23 protein-coding genes are annotated in these 24,751 nt (G+C 67.9%); 10 read left to right on the forward strand and 13 right to left on the reverse strand.

What is annotated here, in order from left to right:
• Positions 1–40 precede the first annotated feature (40 nt).
• The 3 genes from GGR46_RS15930 to GGR46_RS15940 form a co-directional block, all read right to left on the reverse strand.
• On the reverse strand, positions 41–1,519 hold the full coding sequence (locus GGR46_RS15930; protein ID WP_183999026.1) for a phytoene desaturase family protein: 1,479 nt from the start codon (positions 1,517–1,519) through the stop codon (positions 41–43).
• Positions 1,516–2,679: a lycopene beta-cyclase CrtY gene (gene crtY, locus GGR46_RS15935; RefSeq protein WP_183999027.1), complete on the reverse strand. Its 1,164-nt coding sequence runs from the start codon at positions 2,677–2,679 to the stop codon at positions 1,516–1,518. Before crtY ends, GGR46_RS15930 begins: the two co-directional genes overlap by 4 nt.
• Before the next feature lie 133 nt (positions 2,680–2,812).
• Positions 2,813–3,427, reverse strand: a complete 615-nt coding sequence (locus GGR46_RS15940; protein WP_183999028.1) for a glutathione binding-like protein — start codon at positions 3,425–3,427, stop codon at positions 2,813–2,815.
• A gap of 130 nt (positions 3,428–3,557) precedes the next feature.
• Between GGR46_RS15940 and GGR46_RS15945 the strand changes: the two genes are divergently transcribed.
• Positions 3,558–4,088 carry a TetR/AcrR family transcriptional regulator gene (locus GGR46_RS15945; RefSeq protein ID WP_183999029.1) on the forward strand — a complete coding sequence of 177 codons (531 nt, stop codon included), beginning with the start codon at positions 3,558–3,560 and terminating at the stop codon, positions 4,086–4,088.
• Positions 4,089–4,253: 165 nt separating this feature from the next.
• Positions 4,254–4,748: a hypothetical protein gene (locus GGR46_RS15950; RefSeq protein WP_183999030.1), complete on the forward strand. Its 495-nt coding sequence runs from the start codon at positions 4,254–4,256 to the stop codon at positions 4,746–4,748.
• A gap of 1 nt (position 4,749) precedes the next feature.
• Here GGR46_RS15950 and GGR46_RS15955 read toward each other — a convergent pair whose 3' ends face one another.
• From GGR46_RS15955 to GGR46_RS15975, 5 genes are read right to left on the reverse strand one after another with little or no spacing between them, the layout of a single operon-like run.
• Positions 4,750–4,950 carry a putative signal transducing protein gene (locus GGR46_RS15955; protein WP_183999031.1) on the reverse strand — a complete coding sequence of 67 codons (201 nt, stop codon included), beginning with the start codon at positions 4,948–4,950 and terminating at the stop codon, positions 4,750–4,752.
• On the reverse strand, positions 4,950–5,882 hold the full coding sequence (locus tag GGR46_RS15960) for a DUF5996 family protein (RefSeq protein ID WP_183999032.1): 933 nt from the start codon (positions 5,880–5,882) through the stop codon (positions 4,950–4,952). Before GGR46_RS15960 ends, GGR46_RS15955 begins: the two co-directional genes overlap by 1 nt.
• A 9-nt stretch (positions 5,883–5,891) precedes the next feature.
• A complete protein-coding gene (locus GGR46_RS25490; protein WP_183999033.1) occupies positions 5,892–6,395 on the reverse strand; it encodes a CPBP family glutamic-type intramembrane protease in 504 nt (167 codons plus the stop codon).
• Complete coding sequence (gene tldD, locus GGR46_RS15970; protein ID WP_183999034.1) at positions 6,392–7,819, reverse strand: metalloprotease TldD; 1,428 nt, start codon at positions 7,817–7,819, stop codon at positions 6,392–6,394. The genes GGR46_RS25490 and tldD overlap by 4 nt, the downstream gene beginning before the upstream one ends.
• An 18-nt stretch (positions 7,820–7,837) precedes the next feature.
• On the reverse strand, positions 7,838–8,071 hold the full coding sequence (locus tag GGR46_RS15975) for a zinc-finger domain-containing protein (RefSeq protein ID WP_183999035.1): 234 nt from the start codon (positions 8,069–8,071) through the stop codon (positions 7,838–7,840).
• Positions 8,072–8,135: 64 nt separating this feature from the next.
• Here GGR46_RS15975 and GGR46_RS15980 point away from each other — a divergent pair, with 64 nt between their 5' ends.
• Positions 8,136–9,059 (forward strand): ABC transporter ATP-binding protein, encoded by a 924-nt coding sequence (locus GGR46_RS15980; RefSeq protein ID WP_183999036.1) that lies wholly within the window; start codon positions 8,136–8,138, stop codon positions 9,057–9,059.
• A 177-nt stretch (positions 9,060–9,236) separates the two neighbouring features.
• On the opposite strand, the gene GGR46_RS15985 is transcribed toward GGR46_RS15980, so the two are convergent.
• On the reverse strand, positions 9,237–10,145 hold the full coding sequence (locus GGR46_RS15985) for a CE1 family esterase (protein ID WP_246426188.1): 909 nt from the start codon (positions 10,143–10,145) through the stop codon (positions 9,237–9,239).
• Between the two features lie 65 nt (positions 10,146–10,210).
• Between GGR46_RS15985 and nadB the strand changes: the two genes are divergently transcribed.
• The 7 genes from nadB (at position 10,211) to GGR46_RS16020 (ending at position 20,367) form a co-directional block, all read left to right on the forward strand.
• Positions 10,211–11,815 carry an L-aspartate oxidase gene (gene nadB, locus GGR46_RS15990; RefSeq protein WP_183999037.1) on the forward strand — a complete coding sequence of 535 codons (1,605 nt, stop codon included), beginning with the start codon at positions 10,211–10,213 and terminating at the stop codon, positions 11,813–11,815.
• A gap of 41 nt (positions 11,816–11,856) precedes the next feature.
• The gene (locus tag GGR46_RS15995) at positions 11,857–13,245 is read left to right on the forward strand and encodes a glycosyltransferase family protein (RefSeq protein ID WP_183999038.1); all 1,389 of its coding nucleotides are present in this window, start codon (positions 11,857–11,859) and stop codon (positions 13,243–13,245) included.
• A 167-nt stretch (positions 13,246–13,412) separates the two neighbouring features.
• On the forward strand, positions 13,413–14,600 hold the full coding sequence (locus GGR46_RS16000; RefSeq protein ID WP_343058198.1) for a serine hydrolase: 1,188 nt from the start codon (positions 13,413–13,415) through the stop codon (positions 14,598–14,600).
• A gap of 71 nt (positions 14,601–14,671) precedes the next feature.
• Positions 14,672–15,364, forward strand: coding sequence for a 2OG-Fe(II) oxygenase (locus tag GGR46_RS16005; RefSeq protein WP_183999039.1), 693 nt, complete (start codon positions 14,672–14,674; stop codon positions 15,362–15,364).
• 59 nt (positions 15,365–15,423) lie between these two features.
• Positions 15,424–16,041 carry a hypothetical protein gene (locus GGR46_RS16010; protein ID WP_183999040.1) on the forward strand — a complete coding sequence of 206 codons (618 nt, stop codon included), beginning with the start codon at positions 15,424–15,426 and terminating at the stop codon, positions 16,039–16,041.
• Positions 16,042–16,084: 43 nt separating this feature from the next.
• Positions 16,085–18,841 carry a DNA polymerase I gene (gene polA, locus GGR46_RS16015; RefSeq protein WP_183999041.1) on the forward strand — a complete coding sequence of 919 codons (2,757 nt, stop codon included), beginning with the start codon at positions 16,085–16,087 and terminating at the stop codon, positions 18,839–18,841.
• Positions 18,842–18,909: 68 nt separating this feature from the next.
• The gene (locus GGR46_RS16020; protein WP_184000056.1) at positions 18,910–20,367 is read left to right on the forward strand and encodes a lipopolysaccharide biosynthesis protein; all 1,458 of its coding nucleotides are present in this window, start codon (positions 18,910–18,912) and stop codon (positions 20,365–20,367) included.
• Positions 20,368–20,502: 135 nt separating this feature from the next.
• Here the strand turns inward: GGR46_RS16020 and purH are convergent, their stop codons facing one another.
• The 4 genes from purH to rpe are packed head-to-tail and all read right to left on the reverse strand — an operon-like array spanning position 20,503 to position 24,745.
• Entirely contained in the window at positions 20,503–22,074 is a 1,572-nt protein-coding gene (purH, locus tag GGR46_RS16025) for a bifunctional phosphoribosylaminoimidazolecarboxamide formyltransferase/IMP cyclohydrolase (RefSeq protein ID WP_183999042.1), read from the reverse strand.
• 41 nt (positions 22,075–22,115) lie between these two features.
• Entirely contained in the window at positions 22,116–22,322 is a 207-nt protein-coding gene (locus GGR46_RS16030; RefSeq protein WP_183999043.1) for a hypothetical protein, read from the reverse strand.
• Between the two features lie 36 nt (positions 22,323–22,358).
• On the reverse strand, positions 22,359–24,092 hold the full coding sequence (locus GGR46_RS16035) for a heparinase II/III domain-containing protein (protein WP_183999044.1): 1,734 nt from the start codon (positions 24,090–24,092) through the stop codon (positions 22,359–22,361).
• Positions 24,089–24,745 (reverse strand): ribulose-phosphate 3-epimerase, encoded by a 657-nt coding sequence (gene rpe, locus GGR46_RS16040; RefSeq protein ID WP_183999045.1) that lies wholly within the window; start codon positions 24,743–24,745, stop codon positions 24,089–24,091. The genes GGR46_RS16035 and rpe overlap by 4 nt, the downstream gene beginning before the upstream one ends.
• Positions 24,746–24,751 lie beyond the last annotated feature (6 nt).

A 24,751-nucleotide genomic window follows, 5' to 3' on the forward strand; every position in this document is an offset into this window, starting at 1 on the left:
CGGCCCGCCTTCGGCCAGAACGCGCCGGGGGGCAAGTCGCTCACTTGCCCTCGCCCAGCATCAGCGCCGCCGTCGCCTTGGCGCTGCCGACCACGCCGGGGATGCCCGCGCCCGGGTGGGTACCGGCGCCGACGAAGAACAGATTGTGGATCGCATCGTCGCGATTGTGGGTGCGGAACCAGGCGCTCTGGGCGAGGATCGGCTCGAGGCTGAAGGCGGAGCCGAGATGCGCGGCGAGATCGTCGCGGAAATCGGGCGGCGCATAGCTGAACTTCGTCACGATCCGGTCCTTGAGATCGGGGATCAGCCGGCGCTGGATCTCGGCGAGAATGCGCTCCTCCAGCACCGGGCCGATCTCGCTCCAGTCGGCCGGGAACTTGCCGAGATGGGGCACGGGCGCGAGCGCATAGAAGGTCGAATGGCCCTCGGGCGCCATCGCCGGATCGCTGGCGCTCGGATGGTGGAGGTAGAGCGAGAAATCCTCGGCCAGCACGCCGTGATCGAAGATGTCGGCGAGCAGCCCCTGGTAGCGCGGACCGAACAGGATCGAATGGTGGGCGATGTCCGGGAAGGTGCCGCGCACCCCGAAATGGACGACGAACAGCGAGGGCGAGAAGCGCTTGCGCTGGAGGCTCTGCGCGGCGCGCTGGCTGGAGCGCGAGCCCTTGAGCAGGTCGCGATAGCTGTGGACCACGTCCGAATTGCAGGCGACGGCATCGACCTGCAGCTCATGGCCGCCCATCGTCCGGACACCGGTGACCAGGTCGCCCAGCGTATCGATGCTGGCGACCGGATCGCCCAGGCGCAGCGTGCCGCCGAGCCGCTCGAAGTGGCGGACCATCGCGGCGATCAGCCTGTTCGTCCCGCCCTCGGCCCACCACACGCCGCCCTGGCGCTCGAGCTGGTGGATCAGCGCATAGATCGCGCTCGCGGTCATCGGGTTTCCGCCGACCAGCAGGGTATGGAAGGAAAAGGCCTGGCGCAGCTTCTCGTTGCGGATGAAGCTGGAGACCTTCGAATGGACCGAGCGCCAGGCGCCATATTTGGCGAGCGCGGGCGCGGCGCGGACCATCGACATGAAGTCCTGGAACGCGACGGTGCCGAGCTTCACATAGCCTTCCTCGTACACGCCGGCGGCATATTCGAGGAAGCGGCCATAGCCGGCGACGTCCTGCGGCTCGAGCCGGGCGATCTCGGCGGCGAGCGCGTGGTCGTCGTTCGAATAGTCGAAGCGCGTGCCGTCGGGCCAGGACAGGCGATAGAAAGGCGAGATCGGCTTGAGCCGCACATCCTCCGACATGCGGTGGCCGGAGAGCTGCCACAGCTCCTCCAGCGCCTCGGGCGCGGTGATCACGGTGGGACCGGCATCGAAGGTGAAGCCGTCACGCTCCCAGAAATAGGCACGGCCGCCGGGCTTGTCGCGCGCCTCCAGCACCACCGTGTCGACGCCCGCCGACTGCAGCCGGATCGCAAGCGCCAACCCGCCGATCCCGGCACCCACCACTGCCGCACGCTTCACTTGAACGACCCCCAGATTGCCGACACTGCCTTGCCCACCGGAACCGGCGGCTTGCCCGAAACGATCCGCAGCCGATCGAACAGCGTCGAATGCCCGGCATAGAAGCGCCCGATGAGCCCCGGATCGAGCTGATAGAAACGCTGGAGGACGCGGTAGCGCTCCTCGGGTTCGGCGGCCTTGAACAACATGGCGGCGAGCATGCGGTAGAAAGTGCGGCGGCGCCATGTCGATCTGGCGAAATCGTGGAGCAGCCGGTGCAGCGCCGCGCCGCCGAGATCGCTGGCGGCGGCGACGAGGGTGGCGGTGCGCACCGCATCGGGCAGGCTGTAGCTGGTCAGCGGGTGGAACAGGCCGGCGCGCAGGCCCGCCTTGGCGACCTTGTTGCCTCCCGCCTGCCAATAGTCCGCGAAGCTGCCGCCCATCACCACGGGAAGCACGCCGGCTTCCTCGCGGACGACATGATCGACTTGCCAGCCGCGTACCTGGGCGTACCCCCCGATACGGTTTCCGAGCGTCTCCGCATCGAGATCGGGGGTATCGCTGTAATAGGTGTCCTCGACGAACGCGCAGGTGGGGCCGAAGGGCAAGGCATAGACGAAGCGATAGCCGTCCAGCTGCTCGACCGTCGCGTCCATGATCATCGGCCGGGCGAGATCGTGCGGCGCGGCGAGCTGGAGCTCGCGCCCGTAGAATTTCTGCCAGCCGCATTTCAGCGCCGACAGATCCGCGGGGCCGCGGCAATCGATCACACCCCGCGCCTCGATCCGGTCGCCATCGGCGAGGACCACGGCGGTGGGGCTGGCCGCAAGCGCCTTACGGCGGGTCATCACCGCCGGCTCGGGCAGCTCGGCGCGGACGACCTGGTCGAGCCGGCGCGATTCGATCGAATAATAGCCCGTGTCCAATGTGCGCGAGACCGCCGGAAAGGCGACGTCATGGCCACGCCAGCCATGGCTGACGAGCGGCGCGGTGAGCCAGCGGTCGGCGGGCGCGACATCGGAGGCGAAGAAGGACCAGAGATGGTTGCCGCCGATCCGGCTGCCCCCCTCGACGATGCGGACGTCGCAGTCCGGCCGTTTCCGGCGCAGCGCGAGCGCGATCAGCCCGCCGGCAAGGCCCCCGCCGACAATCGCCACGTCGCAGTTGATCGTTGCGGGCATGGCACAGGCCTAGCCGAGCGATTCGCCCGATTCCAACAAAAATGCCCCTTCCGCACGCCATCGAGGACGGGGTGGAAGGGGCAGGTGTGGCGGGAGAGACCGTGATGCGGCCTCGCCCGGAGTTCGAGAGGGATCAGGCGGCCTTGAGCAAGGGCCATTCGGCGGCCATCGCCCGCGCCACCGCGGGGCGGGCGCGCACCCGCTCGCGATAGGCGGCGAGCACCGGCCAGTCGGCGAGCGGCACCTTCGAGAACTCGCTCCAGTTGAGCACCGCGACCAGATAGGCGTCCGCCACGGTGAACCGGTCGTCGAGATAGTCACGGCCCTCGAGATGCCGCGACAGCACGGCGAAGGGCCTGGCATGGCGGGCACGTGCGGCGACCTGCTCGCCTTCCGAATAGCCCTTGCCGAGGATCGGCATGTACACCGCCTTGTGCAGCTCGGTGCTGATGAAGTTCAGCCAGGCGAGCATCCGGTAATGCGCGTCCGAGAAGCCGGTGAAGCTGAGTGCGCCTTCCGGCGCCAGCTCGGCGATATAGGTGAGCACCGCCGGCCCCTCGGTCAGCACGAAGCCGGTGCCGGTCTCGATCGCCGGGACATAACCCATCGGCGAGATCTCGGTGAAATCGCGCCCATCGGGCAGGCGCAGATCCTTGGGCACCTGGACGAACTCGGCGTCGAGCCCGGCCTCCTCGAGCGCGATTCGCGCCGCCAGCGAGCAGGCAAAGGGGGTGAAATAGAGCTTCATGGCGAGTCTCCCTTGTATTTTTGTACGATCCCGCACAAAAATACTCGGGTCAAGGAATTTAATGCGAAACGATACAAAAATAGCGCCACGCGGACGCGGCCGTCCGCGCAAATTCGACGAGGAGGCGGCGTTGCGCGCAGCGTCCCAGCGCTTCCGCACGCTCGGCTATGCCAATACCTCGCTCGACGAGCTGGCCGCCGCAACAGGGGTGAATCGGCCGAGCCTCTATGCTGCGTTCGGGGACAAGAAGGCGTTGTACCTTGCCGGGCTCGCGCGGACCCATGCAGTGGTCGATTCGACCTTTGTAGCGCTCCATGGGGTGAACTACCCGCGCGAGAAGATGCTCAAGGCACTGTTTCTCGGCGCGATCGAAGGGTTTCTGACCGGCGAATATGGCCCGTCGGGCTGCATCGCCGTGAACACCGCGGCGGCCGAGGCGGTGATGGATGCCGACATCCGCGAGGCGCTGGCCGGATTCGTCGCGCTGCAGGACGGCTGGATCGAGAAACTGATGGTCCAGGCCGGCAGCGCCGATCCGCGCGGCGATGCGCAGATCGCCTCGTCGGTGATCCATTCGCTGAGTACCCGTGCCCGCGCCGGCACGCCGCGCGCCGAACTTATCGCAATCGCAAAGAAGGCGACGGCACTGCTATTGGCTTGATCGCAGAACCAGCAATCGCACCGCCGTGAAAATCAATCGGCTTTATTATCAATTCATAATAGTGCGACTTGCAGTGACCGTCCATTTCGGCGGCGATGCCGTTTGACTTCTGGTTCTGCGGGCGCAGTCTTCTTGCCTCGAAACCCAAAGGGGGGAGGAACGCACATGCACCGCATGACCTGGCCTGGCCTGGCGCTTGCCGCGGCACTTGCCGCCGGCTGCACCGCATCGGAAGGCAACAAGGCCGCACCCGCTGCCACTACCAACGAGACAGTCAACGAAAGCGCCAACCTGTCGGCCGCGACGGAGGTTGCCGCAGCCGCCGTGAACGACTGCGCCAAGGTCAAGACCAAGGACTGGAAGGCCTGGGTCAATGTGATGCCGGGGCCGGGATCGAGCCCGACGCTGCATGTCACTGGGCATGCGATCACCCCCACCGGCGGATGGAAGGTGGTGCTCAACACGGGGCCGCTCGACAAGGCCCTGCCTCCGACCCAGCATTTCGCCCTGGTGGCGACGGCGCCGGGCCAAGTAACGCAAGTCGTGACAGAGTGGGACCTGCAAGTCGAAATCCAGGACGCCCAGCCAAAATACAAGGCGGTCGTGATCTCCTGCGGCAGCACCGGAATCGCGACGATCCCGGTCGAGATCGTTTCCTGAGCTAGGCGGCGTCGAGGATCTCGCGCGCCCGCGCCAGATCCTCGTCGTCCACCATCACGCGGACCGGGATCAGCAGGTACGAGCCGTCGGCGATGCTGGTGCCGGCATCGAAGACGAAGCTGGGAATCTCCTCATCCTCCAGCCGGCCCCGGACGATAAAGGCTTCCTGCCGATCGAAGCGGCCGAGTTCGACCAGGGCCATCAGACAATCCTCGGTTTGCGGGGCTTGCCCGGCATACATTCCAGATGGGCGCGATCCCAATTGCCGAGATCGGCGGCGGCGTCATAGCTCGCCTGGAGGAAACCGAACAGGGTCGCGCGAGGATCGGCGGCGGTGCGGACGGCATCATAGTCGAGCAGCCATTCGCCGAGTCCGGTATCGAAATAGGCCGGGGCCGGCACCTTGGCATCGGCATAGCCCTGCGGCGCGGGATAGCCATAGGCGTAGAAGGCGGGCCTGGGGAACGCGTCGCTGCCGGGCCAGAAGCCGGCACTGGCTTCCTCATGGCTATAGGCTTCGCAGGTCACCGCATCGGGCAGGCCGGGAAAGCCGCCCGGATGCTTGGGTGCGGAACGGCCCGAGAAACGCGTGACCGCGAGATCGAAGCTGCCCCAGAAGAAATGGACCGGACTCGCCTTGCCGAGGAAACCGGTGCGGAACTGCTGGAAGACCCGGTCGACCCAGAGCAGGGCGCGGTGGAAATCGCGCACCGCATCGGCATCCCAAGGGCGTTCCGCCACGTCTTCCACGAAGGGAATCGCATCGGGGATCTCGCTGGGCGTGCCGTTGATCGCCACCGGCGTACCGAGCGCAGCCAGCGCCGCGATCAGCGCCGCATGGAAATCGGCGATGCTGCCCGGGCCGAGCGGCAGCACGGCCTCGCCCCCGCTGTCGGTGGACAGACGCAGCTCGCTCGCCTGCAGATCGAGATCGAGCTGCAACGTGGCGTCGGTGCAGGGGATCGGGCCGGTGGTGAGCCCCCAGGCAGCGGGATAGAGCACCACGTGCCAGCTATGGTTGAGCCAGGGGGTCTGGGCGAGGCGGACCTTGCCGATGATCTGGGTGACCAGATGGAGGTGCTGAGCGGTCTCGCGCCAGCTTGTCCAATCGAGTTGAGGCAACGGCTGGGTCATGCCCGAATCCTATCCGATCGGCCCGGCGAACAACAGCTTCCACGCGGCCACCACCGACCAATGGATGAGAACGCACGGCCAGATGCTCCCGCTCGCCCGGTAGATGCGAACAAGCAAGGCTCCGAGCACCGCGACGATGGCGAGGAAGCGCGGATCGAGGAAGATCGCCGACCAGGGCGGGCCGAAGGTCAGCGCCTGGAAGGGATGCCAGAGGAAGAAAACGCCGACCGCCAGTGCAGCTTGCCATGGCGGGAAAGGCCGTTCGGGCGGCGGGACGATCAAGGCACGGAACAGCAGTTCCTCACCCAGGGCGGGCACCAGCATCAGGCCGAAGAAGAAGCCGAGCCAGCTCGTACCGAACGGCATCGGGTCGAACCGGGCAAGCCCGGTTGCGAAGGCGAGCAGTCCGATGAGCGGCAGGCCCCAGAGCAGCTCGCGCGCGATCCGCTTCCAGCCAGAGGTATCGGGCCAGGTGGCGAGCGCCGCTTGAAGGCGACGCCCGGCCCGGATCACGCCGCGGTGCCGCCCACCGTCAGCCCGTCGACCAGCAGGGTCGGCTGGCCGACGCCGGCGGGAACGCTCTGGCCGCCCTTGCCGCACATGCCGACACCCTCGTCGAGCGCGAAGTCGTTGCCGATGCCGGTGACCTTGTTGAGCACGGTCGGGCCGTCCCCGATCAGCGTGGCGCCCTTGATCGGGGCGCCGAGCTTGCCGTTCTCGACCAGATACGCCTCGGTGCAGGAGAAGACGAACTTGCCCGAGACGATATCGACCTGGCCGCCGCCGAACGACTTGGCGAAGATGCCCTTCTTGATGCGCGACAGCAGCTCGGCCGGATCATCCTTGCCGCCCTTCATGAAGGTGTTGGTCATGCGCGGCATCGGAGCGTGCTGGAACGATTCGCGGCGGCCGTTGCCGGTCGGCTCGACGCCCATCAGGCGGGCATTGAGCCGGTCCTGCATATAGCCCTTTAGGATGCCGTCCTCGATCAGGATCGTCTCGCGCGTCGGCGTGCCCTCGTCGTCGATCGACAGCGAGCCGCGGCGGTCCATCAGCGAGCCGTCATCGACCACGGTGACGCCGGGCGCAGCGACACGCTCGCCGATCCGGCCGGAAAAGGCGCTGGTGCCCTTGCGGTTGAAGTCGCCTTCGAGGCCATGGCCGACCGCTTCGTGGAGCAGCACGCCGGGCCAGCCCGGGCCGCACAGCACGGTCATGTCGCCGGCGGGGGCATCGACCGCGTCGAGATTGACCAGCGCCTGGGCCAGCGCCTCGTCGATCGCGCGGTTCCAGGTCTCGGGCTGGAAGAGATTGTCGTAAAGGGTGCGGCCACCCAGGCCGAAGCTGCCGGTCTCGCGCCGGCCGTTCTGCTCGACCACGATCGAGACGTTGAGGCGGACGAGCGGGCGGACATCGGTGGCGATGAAACCGTCGGGCCGGACGATCTCGACCACGCTCCACGATCCGGTGAGCCCGACAGAGACCTGCTGCACGCGGGGATCGCGGGCCCGGGCGGCGGCGTCGATCGACTGGCAGAGGTTCACCTTGTCGGCGAAAGGCACCAGGTCGAGCGGGTCCTGATGGGTGTAGAGATGGCGATTGTTGCCCTGGGGCGGCGGGGCCTTGCCCTGCTTGGCCGGGTCGATCAGCGCCATCGTCTCGGCCGCGCGGCGGATCGCGGCGGGCGAGATCTCGTTGGCATGGGCGAAGGCGGTGGTCTCGCCCGATACCGCGCGCAGGCCGAAGCCCGACTGGGTGTCGAACGAGGCGGTCTTCAGCCGGCCATCGTCGAAGCCGAACGCCTCGGTCTTGCGATACTGGAGGTACAGCTCGCCATCCTCGGCGCTGGCCAGCGCTTCGGCGGTGAGCTTCGCGGCGGTCTCGGGATCGAGCGAGTCGCGATAGATGTAGCTGCGCGGATCGGAGGGAATGCTCATCCCGCCGATATAGGAGGTTTAAATGCTCGCGCCAGCCGGGTGGTCGGGAAGCTGGCTCTGGTCGGCGCCGTCGGCCGGGCCGCCGATCAGCACGAAGCGGCGGTCGCAATAGCCGCAATCGACATAGCCATGCTCGTCGATCTGCAGGAACACGCGCGGATGGCCCAGCGCGGCGGGCAGGCCGGGGCCGGTGCCGTCGCAGGCGACGCGGGCGGAGGCGGTGCGGATCACTTCGGGCTGTTGCGCGGTCATGAGTCGCCGATAGCAAGCACTGCGGGGGCTCGCAATCGCTCGCGCGCAGCCTTATGCGGTGCGCATGACTCAGGCTGCGATCGCGATCCAGGATCTCTGCAAGACCTATCAGGGCGGCAAGCGCGCCCTGGACGGGGTGACCTTCGACGTGCCCCGGGGGCAGATCTTCGGGCTGCTCGGCCCCAATGGCGCCGGCAAGTCGACGCTGATCAACATCCTGGCGGGGCTGGTCAACAAGACCGGCGGATCGGTCTCCATCTGGGGATTCGACATCGACGCCCATCCGCGCAACGCCAAGGCGAGCATCGGCATCGTCAACCAGGAGATCATCTTCGATCCCTTCTTCACCCCGAAGGAGACGCTGCAGATCCAGGCCGGGCTCTACGGGGTGCCGAAGGACCGGTTCGACGCGATGACGCTGCTGCGCGCGGTGCATCTGGAGGACAAGGCCGATGCCTATTCGCGCACGCTCTCGGGCGGGATGAAGCGGCGACTGATGGTCGCCAAGGCGATGGTCCATTCCCCGCCCGTCCTCGTCCTCGACGAGCCAACCGCGGGCGTCGACGTGGAACTGCGCCAGCAGCTCTGGGCCTATGTGCGCGAGTTGAACCAGCGCGGCGTGACGGTGGTGCTGACCACCCATTATCTCGAGGAAGCCGAGCAGCTGTGCGACCGGATCGCGATCATCAACCACGGCAAGCTGATCGCCAACAAGCCAACGCGCGAGCTGGTCGGCATGGCACAGGAGAAAGTGGTCGAGGTCACCGTCGATCGTGACATCGGGACGCCCCCGACCAATGCCTGTTTCCAGAAGGTGGAGATGAAGGGCGAGCGCACGCTGGTCATCACCTATCGCAAGGACCAGGCGAATGCCGGCGAGGTGCTGGGCGCGGTGCAGGGCGCGGGGCTCGGCATCGTCGACGTCTCGACCCGCGAGGCGGACCTGGAGGACGTATTCCTGAACCTCACGCGCGCGGCGAACGGCTGAGCCGCGCCTAGGGCGCGATCCGGCCGCTCCCCGCAAAGTGAAGGGAGTCGCGACAAATCATTTCACTTAGCCGTCTTCCCGGGCGGCGCTTGAAAGAGCGGTCGCGCCGCAACGCGACCTGATATGCCAAGCAGCCAAAATCCTACATTGCAATAGCCCGGGACCGGCCGCACCGGGCTAGCGGCGGCGATGCTTCGCGAAGAAGGCCCACATCGCATCATTGTCCGCGGTCCAGACATGGCCGGCGCCGCGGGTGATCCGGCCGATCACTTCGGCGCCGGCACGGCAGCCGCTGTAGCGGACTTCATAGGTCTTCGGATCCAGATCGCGCTGCACCGGGCCCACCCGGCAGGCGTCGAGATCGGACCAGCGGGTGAGCGCGGTCGCCATCGTATATTGCCAATAGCCGGCGCCGCCGCCCTGGATCGGGTTGGTACGGTCGGCATCGCCGGCAAAGGCGATCACCGGCATCGGCCGGGACGGCTGGCAGGTCGCGGGATCGGGCACGCGCTTGTCGCCCGCCAGCGGGTTGCCGGCGCGCAGGCCCACGACAGGCGCGATCGCGGCGAAACGGTCGGCGGCGACGCAGCCGAGCCAGCTGGTCATCCGCCCGCCGCCCGACAGGCCGGTGGCATAGACCCGGCTCGGGTCGATGCAGCGGTTCGCCGCCAGCCAGTCGATCGCGCCCTCGAGGAAGGTGACGTCATCGGCATCCTCGGCGCCGGGCATCTTGCCGGTGACGCTGGGCACGCCGGGGATGTTCCAGACGAACCCCTTCTGCACCGGGATTCCCGCATCGGGCGCGAGGACGATGAAGCCATGCCCGTCGGCGGCGCTGGCCAGCTTCGAGCTCTCCAGCATTCCCGCACCGGTGCCGCCACTGCCATGGAGCAGCATCACCAGCGGTGCCGCCCGGCCGCGCGAGAAGCCGGTGGGCAGGTGGAGCATCGCCGAGCGCCCGGTATCGCCGATGCTGATCCGCACCGTCTGGCCGACCGCGCCCAGCGAACAGCCCTTGGCCGCGGCGGGCGCCGACCAGAGCGCCGCCAGCGCGGCCATCGCGAAACCCAGGCTTTGTCGGCGCATATCTCTCTCCCGTTGCCAGCACCCCCGCCTAGCGCCTAGTCCGGGCGCGAACCAGCGGAAGAACAATGGCCAACGATCCCCATAGCAGCGACGTCCTGGTTATCGGCTCCGGCGCGGCGGGACTGACCGCGGCGCTCAACCTCGCCCAGCGCTTCAAGGTGACCGTGCTCGCCAAGGGCGGGTTCGCCGAGGGCTCCACCGCCTGGGCGCAGGGTGGCATCGCCGCGGTGCTCGAGCCCGGCGACACGTTCGAGAGCCATATCGAGGACACGATGATCGCTGGTGCAGGGCTGAACGACCGCGCCACGGTGGAGATGGTGGTCGAGAACGCACCCGCCGCGATCGCCCGGCTGGCCGAGATCGGCGTGCCGTTCAACACCGAGGGCGGCGCGCTCCACCTCACCCGCGAGGGCGGCCACAGCCATCGCCGCATCGTCCATGTCGACGACGCCACCGGCCTGGCGGTGCAGACCGCCTTGCTCAAGGCGGCGCAGGCCAATCCGAACATCACCCTGGTGCCCGACCAGGTGGTGATCGACCTGGCGACGAGCCGGCACGAGGAACGCTATTCGGGCGCCGGCAATGTCTGGGGCGTCTATGCCTTCAACCGGCGGACCAACCGGGTGGAGCTGTTCACCGCGCGCGCCACGGTGCTGGCGACGGGCGGCGCGGGGCGGACCTATCTGTTCTCGACCGCGCCGCGGGGCGCGACCGGCGACGGCATCGCCATGGCCTGGCGGGCGGGCTGCCGCATCTCGAACATGGAGATGATGCAGTTCCACCCGACCTGCCTCTACAATCTCGAGGTCAAGAACTTCCTGATCACCGAGGCGGTGCGCGGCGAGGGCGGGCGACTGCTCCTCCCGCCCGATGCCGGCGACGAGGCGGGCAAGCGCTTCATGCCCGATCTCGACCCCCGGGCGGAACTGGCGCCGCGCGACATCGTCGCCCGCGCGATCGACCATGAGATCAAGCGGCTCGGCCTCGACTATGTCCATCTCGACATCAGTCACATGGGGCCGGAGTTCGTGAAGCATCACTTCCCGACCATCCACGCCCGGCTGCTCGATCTCGACATCGACATGACCAAGGAGCCAATCCCGGTCGTCCCCGCCCAGCACTACACTTGTGGCGGCGTGGTGATCGACCGCGACGGGCGGACCGACCTGCCCAATCTCTATGCGGCCGGCGAAGTCAGCCAGTCGGGGCTGCACGGCGCCAATCGCCTGGCCTCCAACTCGCTGCTCGAATGCTTCGTGTTCGGCGAGGCGGTGGCCAACCACATCACCACGCATTGGGGCGACCTCGCCCCGCCGCCGGCGATCCGGCCATGGGACGAAAGCCGCGTCACCGATTCCGACGAGGAAGTGGTGATCAAGCAGAACTGGACCGAGATCCGCCGCTTCATGTGGAATTATGTCGGCATTGTGCGGACCACCAAGCGGCTCGAGCGGGCGGCACACCGGATCAAGATGCTGCGCGAGGAAGTTGCCGATTATTACGGCCATTTCCGCGTGACGCCCGACCTGATCGAGCTGCGCAACCTGCTGGAGAGCGCCGACCTGATCGTCCGCTCGGCGCTCCACCGCAAGGAGAGCCGCGGCCTGCACTATAATCTCGATTATCCCGAGACGCTTCCGCAAGCGATCGACACGGTGCTGGTGCCCTGAGCGCCAGGCGGATCTTCTGGGGGGCGCTCCTGCTCGCGGCGGTGCTGCGCGCTGCCGCGTCGATTCCGTTCATGGTCAACTGGTTCGACGAGATCTGGCAGTATCTCGAACCCGCCTGGCACCTGGTCGCAGGTCCCTGGGTGCAGACCTGGGACTTCCGCGCCGGCCTCAGGAGCTGGCTGATCCCCGAGCTGCTCAGCGTGCCGATGGGAATCGGCCATGCGTTGTCGCCCGACACCACGCTGCACCTGCTGCTGGTGCGGCTGACGCTGGCGGCGCTTTCGCTGGTGATCGTCGGCAGCGCGGTGTCGCTGGGGCTCAGGCTCTCGCGGCTGCACGGCATCGTGGCCGGGTTCGTCGCGGCGAGCTGGTTCGAGCTGGTCTATTTCGCGCCGCGCGCCCTGTCCGAGCCGATCGGCCTCGCGCTGCTGATGGGGGCGATCTGGCTGCTCCTGGCACGCCGCGCGCCGGGTCCACGCCAGTTCGCGATCGCCGGGCTGCTGATGGGGCTCTGCTTCGTCGCGCGCATCCAGTACGCACCCGCGCTGCTGACGCTGGCGATCTTCACCGCGAAGCGCGACTGGCGCGGTGCCTGGCTGCCGATGATCGCGGGCGGATGCGGCGCGCTGGCGATCGACGCGCTTGCCAATCTGGCCATGGGCGCGGTGCCCTTCCGCTGGATGATCGAGGCGGCGCGGATCAACCTGATCGAGGGACGTGCCAACGAATATGGCACGATGGCGGTCACCGGCTATCTGTCGCTCCTCGCCGCCAACTGGAACCTGGTGATCGTCCCGATCCTGATGCTCGCCTGGCTGGGCGCGAAGCGGTATCCGGCGCTGCTCTGGGTGGCGCTGGTCCATCTCGCCTTCCATTCGCTGATCGCACACAAGGAATATCGTTTCGTGCTGGCGAGCAGCGCGCTGCTGGTGATCCTGGCCGCGATCGGTACCGCCGAGCTGCTGCGCCGCCTGCCCCGCCAGCGGCTGGTGCCCGCGACGGCCGTAGCGCTGGCGCTGTGGAGCCTTGCCTCGGCCGGCCTGGCCATGGGCTATTTCCGTCCGAACTGGACGATGGAGGCCGATCTCGCCGCCGCGCTCGAACGGGCGGGCCGGCCTGCCGCTACCTGTGGCCTGGCACTCTACCGCCCGCGCGAGACCGTGCCGGGCGCCTATGCGCTCTATCGTCGCGCCACCCCGATCTACAGGATCGAGACGCCGGGCGACCTCGCCGGTCGTGCGGAGGCCTTTGACGTCGTGGTCACGCCGCGCGCGCACATCGCAGAGCTGCCGAAGCAATATCGATTGGAGTTCTGCGCCATACCCAGCGTCTCCGATGCGCCGGGCTGCGTACTGCGCCGGACCGGCAGTTGCACGCCCGATCCGGCGCTGCCCACGCTCAACGCCTGGCTGCGCGCCACGAACAACTGAAACCTCAGGTCTTTCCCTGCGTTTTTGAAAAAACTGGCGGTGCGTTTCCGCTGCATTCACGCTTCACCGCTACAAGATTGTCATTCGTCGCAACCCGGCGTGGCGCGGACTTTTCCGCCAACCACATCCGCCCCATGGTTGCCGGCGGGGCAAGGGGTCGTATTAAAGTGTTCAAGTTCGAGGACTTCTCGGCGTTTCAACGGGCAGTGACAGTGGCGGGCCTCGGTCCGGCGATGCTGGTCGGCTGCACGGTGCACGGCGATCCTTCGCTCGCCACCTATCTTCCCGCCGCGTACGGCGTGAGCTTCGCCTTTCCCTGGGAAGGCAATACCCAGCCCAGCGCCAATGCCTGGAAGCCGACCGCGCGCGCGCCGCACGGGCTGGTCAATGCGATCGACGGCATCACCCGCAATTTCGACGGGCTGGTCGGCGTTGCGATCACCAGCGTGCAGGATGGCTGGATCGTCACCTCGAACGACGCCGCGCGGCCGATGCCGCAGCAGAGCGTCTCCAAGCTATGGGTGACGATGACCGTGCTCGACGCGGTCGACCAGGGCAGGATCCGCCTCGACGATCCGCTCACCATCACCCGGTCCGATTTCACCCTGTTCCACCAGCCGGTCGCCGCGCTGGTGAAGGGCGATGCCGGCTATACCGCCACCGTCGGCGAGATCATCCGCCGCGCGATGCAGATGAGCGACAACACCTGCAACGACAAGCTGTTGCGGCTGGTCGGCGGGCCCGACGCGGTCCGCGCCTTCCTGGCGCGCAAGGGCATCACCGGCGTGAAGTTCGGCCCGGGCGAGAAATTGCTCCAGGCCGGCACCGCCGGGCTGGAGTGGAAGCCCGAATATTCGATGGGCAATGCCTTCGCGGTCGCCCGTTCGCGGCTGGCGCCGTCGGTACGGCTCAACGCCTATGAAGCCTATGTGAAGGATCCGCCCGACGGCGCCGCCGCCGGCGCGATCTCGGTGGCGCTGGCCCGGCTGAAGCGCGGCGAACTGCTTTCGCCGAGCTCGACCGCCTGGCTGCTCCAGACGATGGACGGCGCCCGGACGGGCCGCGCCCGCGTGCACGGCGCGGTGCCGGCGGGCTGGGTCTATGGCCACAAGACCGGCACCGGCCAGGACCTGGGCACGCGCACCGCGGGCTTCAACGATGTCGGTATCCTGACCGCACCCGACGGCAAATCCTATGCCCTCGCCGTGATGATCGGCGATACCCGCCGCCCGATCCGCGAGCGCCAGCTGCTGATGCAGGCGGTGGCACAGGCGATCGTCGCCAATCATGGCGGCGGGTCGCGGGTCGAGGACAATGTCGATCCGGCCTGGAAGGCCTTCACGAGCAGCAAGTAAGTTCGGCAGCAAGTAAGTTCGGAAGCAAAAGCCGGAAGGCGCGCCGGGATCCGGCGCGCTAGTCCGCGCCCATGCTCGACCGATATGACTGGACCGCGATCACCGCGGCACTCGACACGCAAGGCTGGGCCGTGCTGCCCGGCCTACTCTCCCCCGACCAGTGCGCGGCGACCGCCGCGCGCTATGACGACGAAGCGGGGTTCCGCAGCCGGGTGGTGATGGCGCGCCACGGCTTCGGCCGCGGCGAATATCGCTATTTCGCCTATCCGCTGCCCGACACGGTCGCAGCGCTGCGGACCGGGCTCTACCCGCCGCTCGCCGCCATCGCCAATCTCTGGCACCACCGGATGGGGCTCGCGCACCGCTTTCCGCCGGCACATGGCGACTTCCTCGCGCGCTGCCACGAAGCCGGCCAGCTACGCCCTACCCCGCTGCTGCTCCGCTATGGCCCGGGCGACTATAACTGCCTGCACCAGGACCTGTACGGCGCGCACGTCTTCCCGCTCCAGCTCGCGGTGCTGCTCTCCGAGCCGGGGCGCGACTTCAGCGGCGGCGAGTTCGTGCTGACCGAGCAGCGCCCGCGCATGCAGTCGCGCGCTTCGGTGGTGCCGCTCGCGCAGGGCGACGCGGTGATCTTCGCGGTGAACCAGCGCCCGCTGCGCGGCAGCCGGGGCGACTACCGCGTGACGATGCGTCATGGCGTCAGTGAGGTGCGCTCGGGCCGGCGTCATACGCTCGGCGTGATATTCCATGATTCGGTGTAATCTCGACTCGCCAGCGTAACGAAAACGCCGGATAATCGATGAAACCTGGGAGTGGTCGCATGGATATCCGGCTGAATTTCATCAACAACTCGAACGATACCCACAACACCCAGGTGCTGTTCTATTCCGAGAACCTGCTGCCTCCCCAGGCAGGCCCCGCGGCCGCCTGGAAAGTGATCCGCAATTGCGGGCCGGGCAGCAATCATCCCTTCACCTATCCGGCGGCTTCGCAGATCGGCTATCTCGACAGCGACGGCAACTACACGCCGCGCCTGCCGGCCGAAGCCGGCCAGAGCTTCGCGGCGACCTTCACCAATGCCGGCGACACGATCCGGATGACCGGCCCGGCGACCAACCCCCAGGCGATCGAGCTGATCAATACCCTGCCGAGCGGGGCGATCACCGCCCAGATCTACAAGGACGGCCGGCTCTATGCGGGCGGGGCCGTCATCCATCCGGGCGCGCGGGCCGAGTTCGTGCTGGAGCCCCGGCTCTGGATCGGCACCGTCTCCCAGATGACGCCGGCGGATTCGCCGGTTTCGATGAGCGTTGCGCAGGACAATAGCGAGATATCCCTGCTCGGCATCGCCAGCGCCGATATCGTGATGACCGGCAGCGGCCCGGGTGACGACGCCTCGCCCTTCCAGTTCACCCTGCAAAATATCGTAATGGCCTGAGGGGCTTTGTTCGGCGCACCGGCTCGGCTATCCCGGCGCGGCAATGCCACATCTCTATCTCGTCGACGGCTCCGGCTATATCTTCCGCGCCTATCATCGGCTGCCGCCGCTCACCAATAAACATGGTGAGCCGGTGGGCGCCGTCTATGGCTATACGACCATGCTGTGGAAGCTGGTCGACGAGCTGAACAAGGCCGACGGCCCGACTCACATGGCGGTGGTGCTCGACAAGAGCGAGCACACTTTCCGCAACGAGCTGTACGACCAGTACAAGGCGCACCGCCCGCCGGCGCCCGAGGATCTGGTGCCGCAGTTCCCGATGATCCGCGACGCGACTCGCGCCTTCTCGCTGCCCTGCATCGAGGAAGCCGGCTGGGAAGCCGACGACCTGATCGCGAGCTACACCAAGGCGGCGCTGGCCCAGGGCTGGTCGGTCACCATCGTCAGCTCCGACAAGGACCTGATGCAGCTGATGACCGATCCGTCGGTCGACATGCTCGATACGATGAACAACCGGCGGCTGGGGCCGGCCGACACCGAGGAGAAGTTCGGCGTCCTGCCCGAGAAGCTGGGCGAGGTGCTGGCGCTGATGGGCGACAGCGTCGACAATGTCCCCGGCGTGAAGGGTATCGGCCCGAAGACCGCCGCCAAGCTGATCCAGGAGTTCGGCACGGTCGAGGCGGTGCTCGAGGCGGCGCCGTCGATGAAGCCGTCCAAGATGCGCGACAATCTGATCGAGCATGCCGAGATGGCGCGGCTGTCGCACAAGCTGGTGCAGCTCGCGAGCGACGTGCCGCTGCCCGAGCCGCTCGAGGATTTCGCGCTGCAGGGCATTCCGGACGCGCCGCTGCGCGCCTTCCTGGAGCATCACGGCTTCCGCACCTTGCTCAACCGGCTCTCCGCGGTGGCCGATGCGCCGGTGGAGACGCACGAGACCCCGGGGCTGGAAGAAGACCCGCCCTGCAATCACGACGGCTATGAGACCGTCATCGACGAGGCCGCACTCGACCAGTGGATCGAAGCGGCGCGGCACCAGGGCTGGGTGGCGATCGACACCGAGACCACCGGCGTCGATGCGACCCGCGCCGAGCTGGTCGGCGTCTCGATGGCACTCCAGCCCAACAAGGCCTGCTACATCCCGCTCGGCCATGGCGGCACCGACATGTTCGCCGAGCGGCCGGTGCAGATCGACCGCGCCGTCGCACTCGCGAAGCTGAAACCGCTGCTCGCGGACCCCGCCGTCCTCAAGATCGGGCACAATCTGAAGTACGACATGATCGTGCTCGGCCGCTGCGGCCTGGATGTCGCCCCCTATGACGACACGATCGTGATGAGCTTCGACCTCGATGCCGGCCTGCACGGGCACGGCATGGACGAGCTGGCCGCGACCCATCTCTCGCATTCGTGCATCGCCTACAAGGACGTGGTCGGCACGGGCAAAAGCCAGCTCGGCTTCGGCGAAGTCGATCTCAAGGCCGCCACCCGCTACGCCGCCGAGGATGCCGACGTGACGCTGCGGCTGTGGCGCCGGTTCAAGCCGCGGCTCGCCTATGAGGGCTCGACCCGGGTCTACGAGATGGTCGACCGGCCGCTGGTCGCGGTGATCGCCGGCATGGAGCGCGAGGGCATCAAGGTGGATGCCGGCGTGCTGGCCAAGCTTTCCTCCGACTTCTCGCACCAGATCGCGGCGCTGGAGGAGGAAATCCACGGCATTGCCGGATTCAAGTTCACCATCGGCAGCCCCAAGCAGCTCGGCGACGTGCTGTTCGACAAGATGGGGATCAAGGGCGGCCGCAAGGGCAAGTCCGGCGTCTATTCCACCGACGTCAACGAGCTCGAGCGGATCGCGGCGGACAAGGATTCGCCCGGGCGCGAGATGGTGGTGAAGGTGCTCGACTGGCGCCAGCTCACCAAGCTGAAGTCGACCTATACCGATGCGCTGCAGGCCCAGATCAACCCGGCGACCGGGCGCGTGCACACCAGCTACTCGCTGACCGGCGCGCAGACAGGGCGGCTCAGCTCGACCGATCCCAATCTCCAGAACATCCCGATCCGCACCGAGACGGGCAGACAAATCCGGGACGCGTTCGTGGCGGAACCCGGCAATGTGATCCTCTCGGCCGACTATTCGCAGATCGAGCTGCGCCTGGCCGCGCACATCGCCGACGTGCCTGCCCTTCGAGAAGCCTTCGAACAGGGCGAGGACATCCACAACCGCACCGCGATGGAGCTGTTCGGCGAAGTGAACCGCGACACCCGCGGCCGCGCCAAGACGATCAACTTCGCGATCCTCTACGGCATCTCGCGCTGGGGCCTGGCCGGCCGGCTGGACGTGACGCCCGACGAGGCGCAGGCGATGATCAATCGCTATTTCGAGCGCTTCCCGGGCATCAACCGCTACATCGCCGACACGCTGAACGACGCCAAGGCGCGCGGCTACACCACCACCCTGTTCGGCCGGAAGACGCATTTCCCGCGGCTCAAGGCCTCGAACCCGAACGAGCGCGCCGGCAGCGAACGCGCCGCGATCAACGCGCCGATCCAGGGCACCAGCGCCGACATCATCAAGCGCGCCATGGCGCGGATGGGCCCGGCACTCGCCGAGGCCGGGCTGCACAACGTCAAGATGCTCCTCCAGGTGCACGACGAACTGGTGTTCGAGCTGCCCGAGGGTGACGTGGAGGCCGCCAGGCCGATCATCCAGCGGGTGATGGCGACCGCGGCCGAGCCGGCGGTGAAGCTCACCGTGCCGCTGGGCGTCGAGATCGGCGTCGGCCCGAGCTGGGGCGCCGCGCATTGACCCAGGCAGTGACCGCGCCGTCAGGGGGCGAGGACATCAATGCGCTCGCCAAGGGCGGGCGGACCAACATGCTGGGCTTCATCATCCGCCTGGTCGCGCGCCTGCCCTTCCTGTTCATCGCCGGCCGCGCCTATGGACCGGACATCGTCGGGCGCTATGCGATCGCGGTGCTGGTGATCGAGGTCGCGGCGCTGCTCGCCACGCTCGGCCTCAAGCGCGGCCTGGCCCAGGCGCTGGCCGATACCGACAGGCCGCACGCCCATGTCGTGTGGGACGCGATGGTGGTCGCGCTGATCGCCTCGCTGATCGCCAGCGGCGTGCTGGTCCTCTTCCCCCAGGCGATGTTCCCCAACAGCCCGGTGACCGGGCTCGAACCGCTGCTAGCGCTGGTGGTGCTGTGCCCGGCCCTGTCCGACGTCGCGCTTTCCGCCTGCGCCTATCGCCACAATATCGGCGCGGCGGTGACCGCGCGCGCGATCATCGAGCCCTGGACGATCAGCATCGCCGCCTGGGGCTTCTCCTATGTCTCGGCGCGCGACGGCCTGCTCTACGCCTATGTGCTGTCGATGATGGCGGCGCTGGGCGCCTCGATCGTGCCCTTCGTCAAGGACTACGGCCTGCCGCGCGGCTGGCGGCCGCGACCCAGCGCGATCTGGTGGCTCGCCCGGGCCAACGCCCCGCTCGCCGGCGCCGACGCGATCGAATGGGCGACGCGCAATGTCGATCGCTTCATCCTGGCGCTGCTGTTCAGCCCGGCGGTGGTCGGCATCTATTACATGGCCCAGCAGGTCGCATCGGTGCCGCAGCGGCTTAAATCGAGCTTCGACCCGATCCTGGGGCCGGTGGTCACCAAGGCGCTGGCCGAGGACGACAAGGTCGCGGTGGCCAAGCAGGTGCGCCAGGTCGGCTTCTGGGTGACCAGCGCCCAGGCGGCACTGGCGGTGATGTTCTCGATCCCCGCCGAGGGCGTGATGGGGCTGATCGGCAAGGAATTCGTGATCGGCGCCGGCGCGCTGTGCATCCTGCTCGTCGCCGAGGTGCTCGCCTCGACCGGCGCTGTCTGCGAGACCGGCCTGGTCTATATCGCCCGCCACAAGAACCTGGCGATCTCGGTATGCGTGCTGCTGCTCCAGATCGTGCTGAGCTTCGTGTTCGTGATGGTCGCGCGGGGACAGGACTGGCCCGAGCCGATCCAGGCCGCCGGCCCCGCGCTGGCGCTCGCGGTGTCGCTCACCATCGGATCGGCGGTGAAGGCCACCCTGCTCTATCGCCTGACCGGCGCGCCGGTGGTCTCGATCCGGCCGAGCTTCTTCGCGGCGATCGCGGTCGCCTGCCTGGTCGGCGGCGCCTTCACCTCGCTGCCCAAGAGCGCCGAATGGGCCGAGCTCAGCCTCGGCATGCCGGCGATCCTGGTCACCTATCTGTTCGTGATCATCAAGTTCGGCTTCGGCCCCGAGGACAGGGCATTGTTCCGCAAGATGCCGCGCGCGGGCGAGGCGACGCTGCCGGTCGAAGAGAAGATCTAACTCCCCAGAACCACGACCGTCATCCCGGCGAAAGCCGGGATCTCAGGCGATGGCGGGAAAGAGCCGCACGAGATCCCGGCTTTCGCCGGGATGACGTTTGAGGGTGGATGACGTTCCGGTGGTGTCGGCCCGGCCTCAGTGCCGGAAGTGGCGCATGCCGGTGAAGACCATCGCCAGGCCCGCTGCGTCGGCGGCGGCGATGACTTCCTCGTCGCGGATCGAGCCGCCCGGCTGGATCACCGCCGTGGCGCCGGCTTCCACCGCCGCCAGCAGGCCGTCGGCGAAGGGGAAGAAGGCGTCCGAGGCGACCGCCGAACCGATCGTGCGCGGCGTCGCCCAGCCGGCCTTGTCCGCGGCGTCCTTGGCCTTCCACGCGGCGATGCGGGCGCTCTCCAGGCGGTTCATCTGGCCGACGCCGACGCCCGCGGTCGACCCGTCCTTGGCATAGACGATCGCGTTCGACTTGACGTGCTTGGCCACCGTCCAGGCGAACAAGCAGTCGACGAGCTCCTGCTCGGTCGGCTGGCGCTTCGTCACGACCTTGAGGTCGCTCGCGGCGATCACGCCATTGTCGCGGCCCTGGACCAGCCAGCCGCCGGTAATCGACTTGGCCATAAGCCCGGCGCGCTTGGGATCGGGCAGACCGTCAGTGAGCAGCAGGCGCAGGTTCTTCTTCGCGGCGAACAGCGCCAGCGCTTCCTCGTCGGCACCCGGCGCGACCACGACTTCGGTGAAGATCGAGGTGATCTGCTCGGCGGTGGCGCGATCGAGCGGGCGGTTGACCGCGATGATGCCCCCGAACGCCGAGACGGTGTCGCAGGCAAAGGCCGCCGCATAGGCCTCGGCCAGCGTCGCGCCGCTCGCCACGCCGCAGGGATTGGCATGCTTGACGATCACCGCGGTCGGCGGACCGTCGCGGAATTCGCTGACCAGCTCGAGCGCCGCATCGGCGTCGTTGTAATTGTTGTAGCTCAGCTCCTTGCCCTGCAGCTGGCGCGCCTGGCCGATGCCGGGGGTCGAGGGACCGGTCGCGGCATAGAAGGCCGCCGACTGGTGCGGGTTCTCGCCGTAGCGGAGCGATGCGCCGCGCTTGAGGCTGAGGTTGAGCGTCTCCGGGAAAGCCTCGCCCTGATCGGCGAAGGCGAACCAGCTCGAGATCATCGAATCATAGGCGGCGGTGGCGGCATAGGCCTTGGCCGCGAACGTGCGGCGCTGCGCGAGCGTCGTCGTGGCGCCGTGCACCAGCGGATAATCGGCCGGATCGGTGAGGATCACGACGCTCTCGTGGTTCTTCGCGGCCGAGCGGACCATCGACGGGCCGCCGATATCGATATTCTCGATGATCGTCTCGCGATCGGCACCGCGCGCCACGGTCTGGGCGAAGGGATAGAGGTTGACGACGACGAGATCGATCGGGCCGATCTCGTGCTCGGCCATCGAGGCCTCGTGCTCGGCATTGCCGCGCACCGCGAGCAGGCCGCCATGGACCTTGGGGTGCAGCGTCTTCACGCGGCCGTCCATCATCTCGGGGAAGCCGGTGAGATCGGAGATGTCGCGGACGCTCAGCCCGGCGTCGCGCAGTGCGGTGGCGGTGCCACCGGTCGAGACGAGCTCGACTCCCTGCGCCGCGAGGGCGGTTGCGAGTTCGACGATCCCGGTCTTGTCGGAGACGGAGAGAAGCGCACGGCTGATCTTGATCTGGTCCATGCGGCATGCCCCTCTACGGATCGGGGGGCCGCTGGCAACCCCTAGTCTTCGAGTTCGACCTGCAGGCAGGGCTGGAATGCGGCGCTTTCCTCGTCGTGCCGGAACCAGACCCTGGTGACGACATAGGCGCTGGAGACGCCCTCGACCTCGATCGACAGATACTCGCCTATGCGCGGCAGAAAGCTGAATTCACTGACGAAGACGGGCTCCAGCGCATCCTCTTCATCGAAAACCTCGACCTGCGCCATCGCTCATTCCCCCCAGAATCAGTCCGGAGGCGTCTATCACTTCGCGCGGTGGAACAGCCAGCTGACATTTGCGCCACCGGCAAGCGATTCGCCGGTGATGACGAGCTGCTTCGTCGCCACCGGCTTGCCGGTGCCGTCGATCCAGATCGAATCCTCGAACGCCAGCGCCCCGCCCTTGCAGCGGAACTGCCAGAGCTGGCCGCTCGGCAGGCGCAGGATCGCGGCCTGACCATCGGCGGTGGGCGAGATCTCGACCTGTGGTGCCAGGTGGAAACGGATCGCGAAGGGAGTGCTGGCCTTGCGCTTCTTCTTGTCGGCGGGGAGCAGCATGTCCTCCCCGCGCACGTCGCGCCCGTCACCGCCCAGCGCGATCAGCCGGCGATGGGTGAAGCCCAGGCGCCGGACATAGCCATCATGGCTCGCCTCGATCCGGCTGCCATTCTCGCTCTCGGTGCGCGCCAGTTCGACTTCGACCACGCCGCGGCCGAGCGAGCCGTCCGGATGGATCGCGGTGGAGTTGCTGTCCGCCAGCGTCAGGGTGGAGTGCGCCGCGGTAGTGCGCAGCCCCTCGGTGAGCGCGGCCGGGAGCGAATGGCTGGCCATGCCCGAGCCACCGCAATTCACCACGATGCGGTTCGGACCGTCGGAAAGTTCGAAAGCGAGCGTGGAAGCGCATCCGCCGGCGGCGAGCCGCGCCAGGGGCGGCGGCGCGGCGTCGATGATCAGCACGGTGCTGCCGGCACCCAGCCGCTGATAGCCCCATTCGCGCGCCTGCTTGAGCGGGCGAGTGCGCACGCCGGTGGCCTCGACCGCCTGCTCGATCAGTGCGCCCGGCACCGGCGCCGAGCCCTGCCAGCTGCCCAGCCCCTTGTCGCCATGGCAGACGCCGAGCAGCGCGGTGACCATGCGGTTGAGCGCCGAGGAGACGATCGCCGGCGGCTCGAGCCGGCGCGCCTCATAGGCGTTGGACAGGATGGTCAGCAGCTGGATCGCTTCGAGCTGGCCCCAGGGCGAGCGGCCGACGGTACCGCCATCGTCGAACATCGACTGTTCGAGCGCGCGGCGCAGGCCGGTCTCGCCGAAGGAGCGGCGCGGATCGCCGCCCGGGATCATCAGCCCGGCGACCAGCACCCCGGACCATGCCGCGATGCGCCCGGGGCCGGGCGGCACGCGATCGGCGGCGCGATCGAGATGGCGCGCGCCCTTGGCCAGTGCGTGGAGCACCGAGGAGCGATAGACCAGGTCGTTGGCCGAGAGGATCAGCGGGGCATGCGCGGTCCAGGCGAGGATACGCCGGCCGACCAGATCGGCCTGCCAGGCCGGCTCTGAGACCTTGTCGCCGTGCACCGCCAGCCAGCGCTGGGTCAGCGCCTCGGCGATCGGCGCGGCGGTGACGCGGGTGGTGACGCTCGACAAGTCGCGCAGCCAGCCGAAGCCATGGAGATATTCCCCCATCGCCGCCGACCAGTCCGGCCGGGCGAAGTCGAGCCCCGTGATCGAGCGTTGCTCGCCACGGAACAGCACATAGCCGTCGAGCAGCGCATTGCCGCGCTCGACGTCCCCGAAAAAGGGATCGTCGCCGACCGCGATCAGCTTGAGGGGATGCCGGCCCTTCAGGCGCATATTGTGAAGCGGTGTCCGCCAGGCGAGGCGCTGAAAACGCTCGGAGATGCGCTCGGCCAGGCTGAGGCCGCGTTCGCCGCCCGTGCGGATGAGCCGCTTGCCCTGCTCGACTCCGTCGGCACCGGAGCCGGTCCCGTCATCGCTCACCCGCCTCGCAACGCGGCGATGTTCGCGGCATATTGGCCGGGCCCACCGGTGAAGGTGGCGGTGCCCGCGACGAGCGCGTCGGCACCCGCGGCGATGGCGCGCGGCGCGGTCTCCCGGTCGATGCCGCCATCGACCTCGAGGTCGATCGCGCGGCCGCTGGCGTCGATCCGCTGGCGCAGCGCCGCGATCTTGCCGAGTTGGCTCTCGATGAACTTCTGTCCACCGAAACCGGGGTTCACGCTCATCACCAGGACCAGGTCGATCAGGTCCATGACGTAATCGATCGATTCCACCGGGGTGGCGGGATTGAGCACCACGCCCGCGCGCTTGCCCAGGCCCTTGATCGTCTGGAGCGTGCGGTGAAGGTGCGGGCCCGATTCCGGGTGCACCGAGATGCAGTCCGCGCCGGCGTCCGCGAACGCCTGGAGCATCGGATCGACCGGCGCGATCATCAGGTGCACGTCGAACGGCTTGGCGGTGTGCGGGCGCAGCGCCTTGATCACGCCCGGCCCGATCGTGATGTTGGGCACGAAATGCCCGTCCATCACGTCAACATGGATCCAGTCGGCGCCGGCGGCGTCGATGGCGCGAATTTCCTCGCCCAGCTTGGCGAAATCAGCGGAGAGGATCGAAGGTGCGATGCGGACAGCCATGATGAA

Source organism: Sphingomonas kyeonggiensis (assembly GCF_014196745.1).
Classification (GTDB): domain Bacteria; phylum Pseudomonadota; class Alphaproteobacteria; order Sphingomonadales; family Sphingomonadaceae; genus Sphingomonas; species Sphingomonas kyeonggiensis.

What these genes read in the sequence shown, in the direction of transcription:
- crtY (WP_183999027.1), bottom strand. Translation starts at nt 2,679, where the DNA reads ATGCCCGCAACGATCAACTGCGACGTGGCGATTGTCGGCGGGGGCCTT.
- GGR46_RS15940 (WP_183999028.1), bottom strand. Translation starts at nt 3,427, where the DNA reads ATGAAGCTCTATTTCACCCCCTTTGCCTGCTCGCTGGCGGCGCGAATC.
- GGR46_RS15950 (WP_183999030.1), top strand. Translation starts at nt 4,254, where the DNA reads ATGCACCGCATGACCTGGCCTGGCCTGGCGCTTGCCGCGGCACTTGCC.
- GGR46_RS15955 (WP_183999031.1), bottom strand. Translation starts at nt 4,950, where the DNA reads ATGGCCCTGGTCGAACTCGGCCGCTTCGATCGGCAGGAAGCCTTTATC.
- GGR46_RS15960 (WP_183999032.1), bottom strand. Translation starts at nt 5,882, where the DNA reads ATGACCCAGCCGTTGCCTCAACTCGATTGGACAAGCTGGCGCGAGACC.
- tldD (WP_183999034.1), bottom strand. Translation starts at nt 7,819, where the DNA reads ATGAGCATTCCCTCCGATCCGCGCAGCTACATCTATCGCGACTCGCTC.
- GGR46_RS15975 (WP_183999035.1), bottom strand. Translation starts at nt 8,071, where the DNA reads ATGACCGCGCAACAGCCCGAAGTGATCCGCACCGCCTCCGCCCGCGTC.
- GGR46_RS15980 (WP_183999036.1), top strand. Translation starts at nt 8,136, where the DNA reads ATGACTCAGGCTGCGATCGCGATCCAGGATCTCTGCAAGACCTATCAG.
- GGR46_RS15985 (WP_246426188.1), bottom strand. Translation starts at nt 10,145, where the DNA reads ATGCGCCGACAAAGCCTGGGTTTCGCGATGGCCGCGCTGGCGGCGCTC.
- nadB (WP_183999037.1), top strand. Translation starts at nt 10,211, where the DNA reads ATGGCCAACGATCCCCATAGCAGCGACGTCCTGGTTATCGGCTCCGGC.
- GGR46_RS16005 (WP_183999039.1), top strand. Translation starts at nt 14,672, where the DNA reads ATGCTCGACCGATATGACTGGACCGCGATCACCGCGGCACTCGACACG.
- GGR46_RS16010 (WP_183999040.1), top strand. Translation starts at nt 15,424, where the DNA reads ATGGATATCCGGCTGAATTTCATCAACAACTCGAACGATACCCACAAC.
- polA (WP_183999041.1), top strand. Translation starts at nt 16,085, where the DNA reads ATGCCACATCTCTATCTCGTCGACGGCTCCGGCTATATCTTCCGCGCC.
- GGR46_RS16020 (WP_184000056.1), top strand. Translation starts at nt 18,910, where the DNA reads ATGCTGGGCTTCATCATCCGCCTGGTCGCGCGCCTGCCCTTCCTGTTC.
- purH (WP_183999042.1), bottom strand. Translation starts at nt 22,074, where the DNA reads ATGGACCAGATCAAGATCAGCCGTGCGCTTCTCTCCGTCTCCGACAAG.
- GGR46_RS16030 (WP_183999043.1), bottom strand. Translation starts at nt 22,322, where the DNA reads ATGGCGCAGGTCGAGGTTTTCGATGAAGAGGATGCGCTGGAGCCCGTC.
- rpe (WP_183999045.1), bottom strand. Translation starts at nt 24,745, where the DNA reads ATGGCTGTCCGCATCGCACCTTCGATCCTCTCCGCTGATTTCGCCAAG.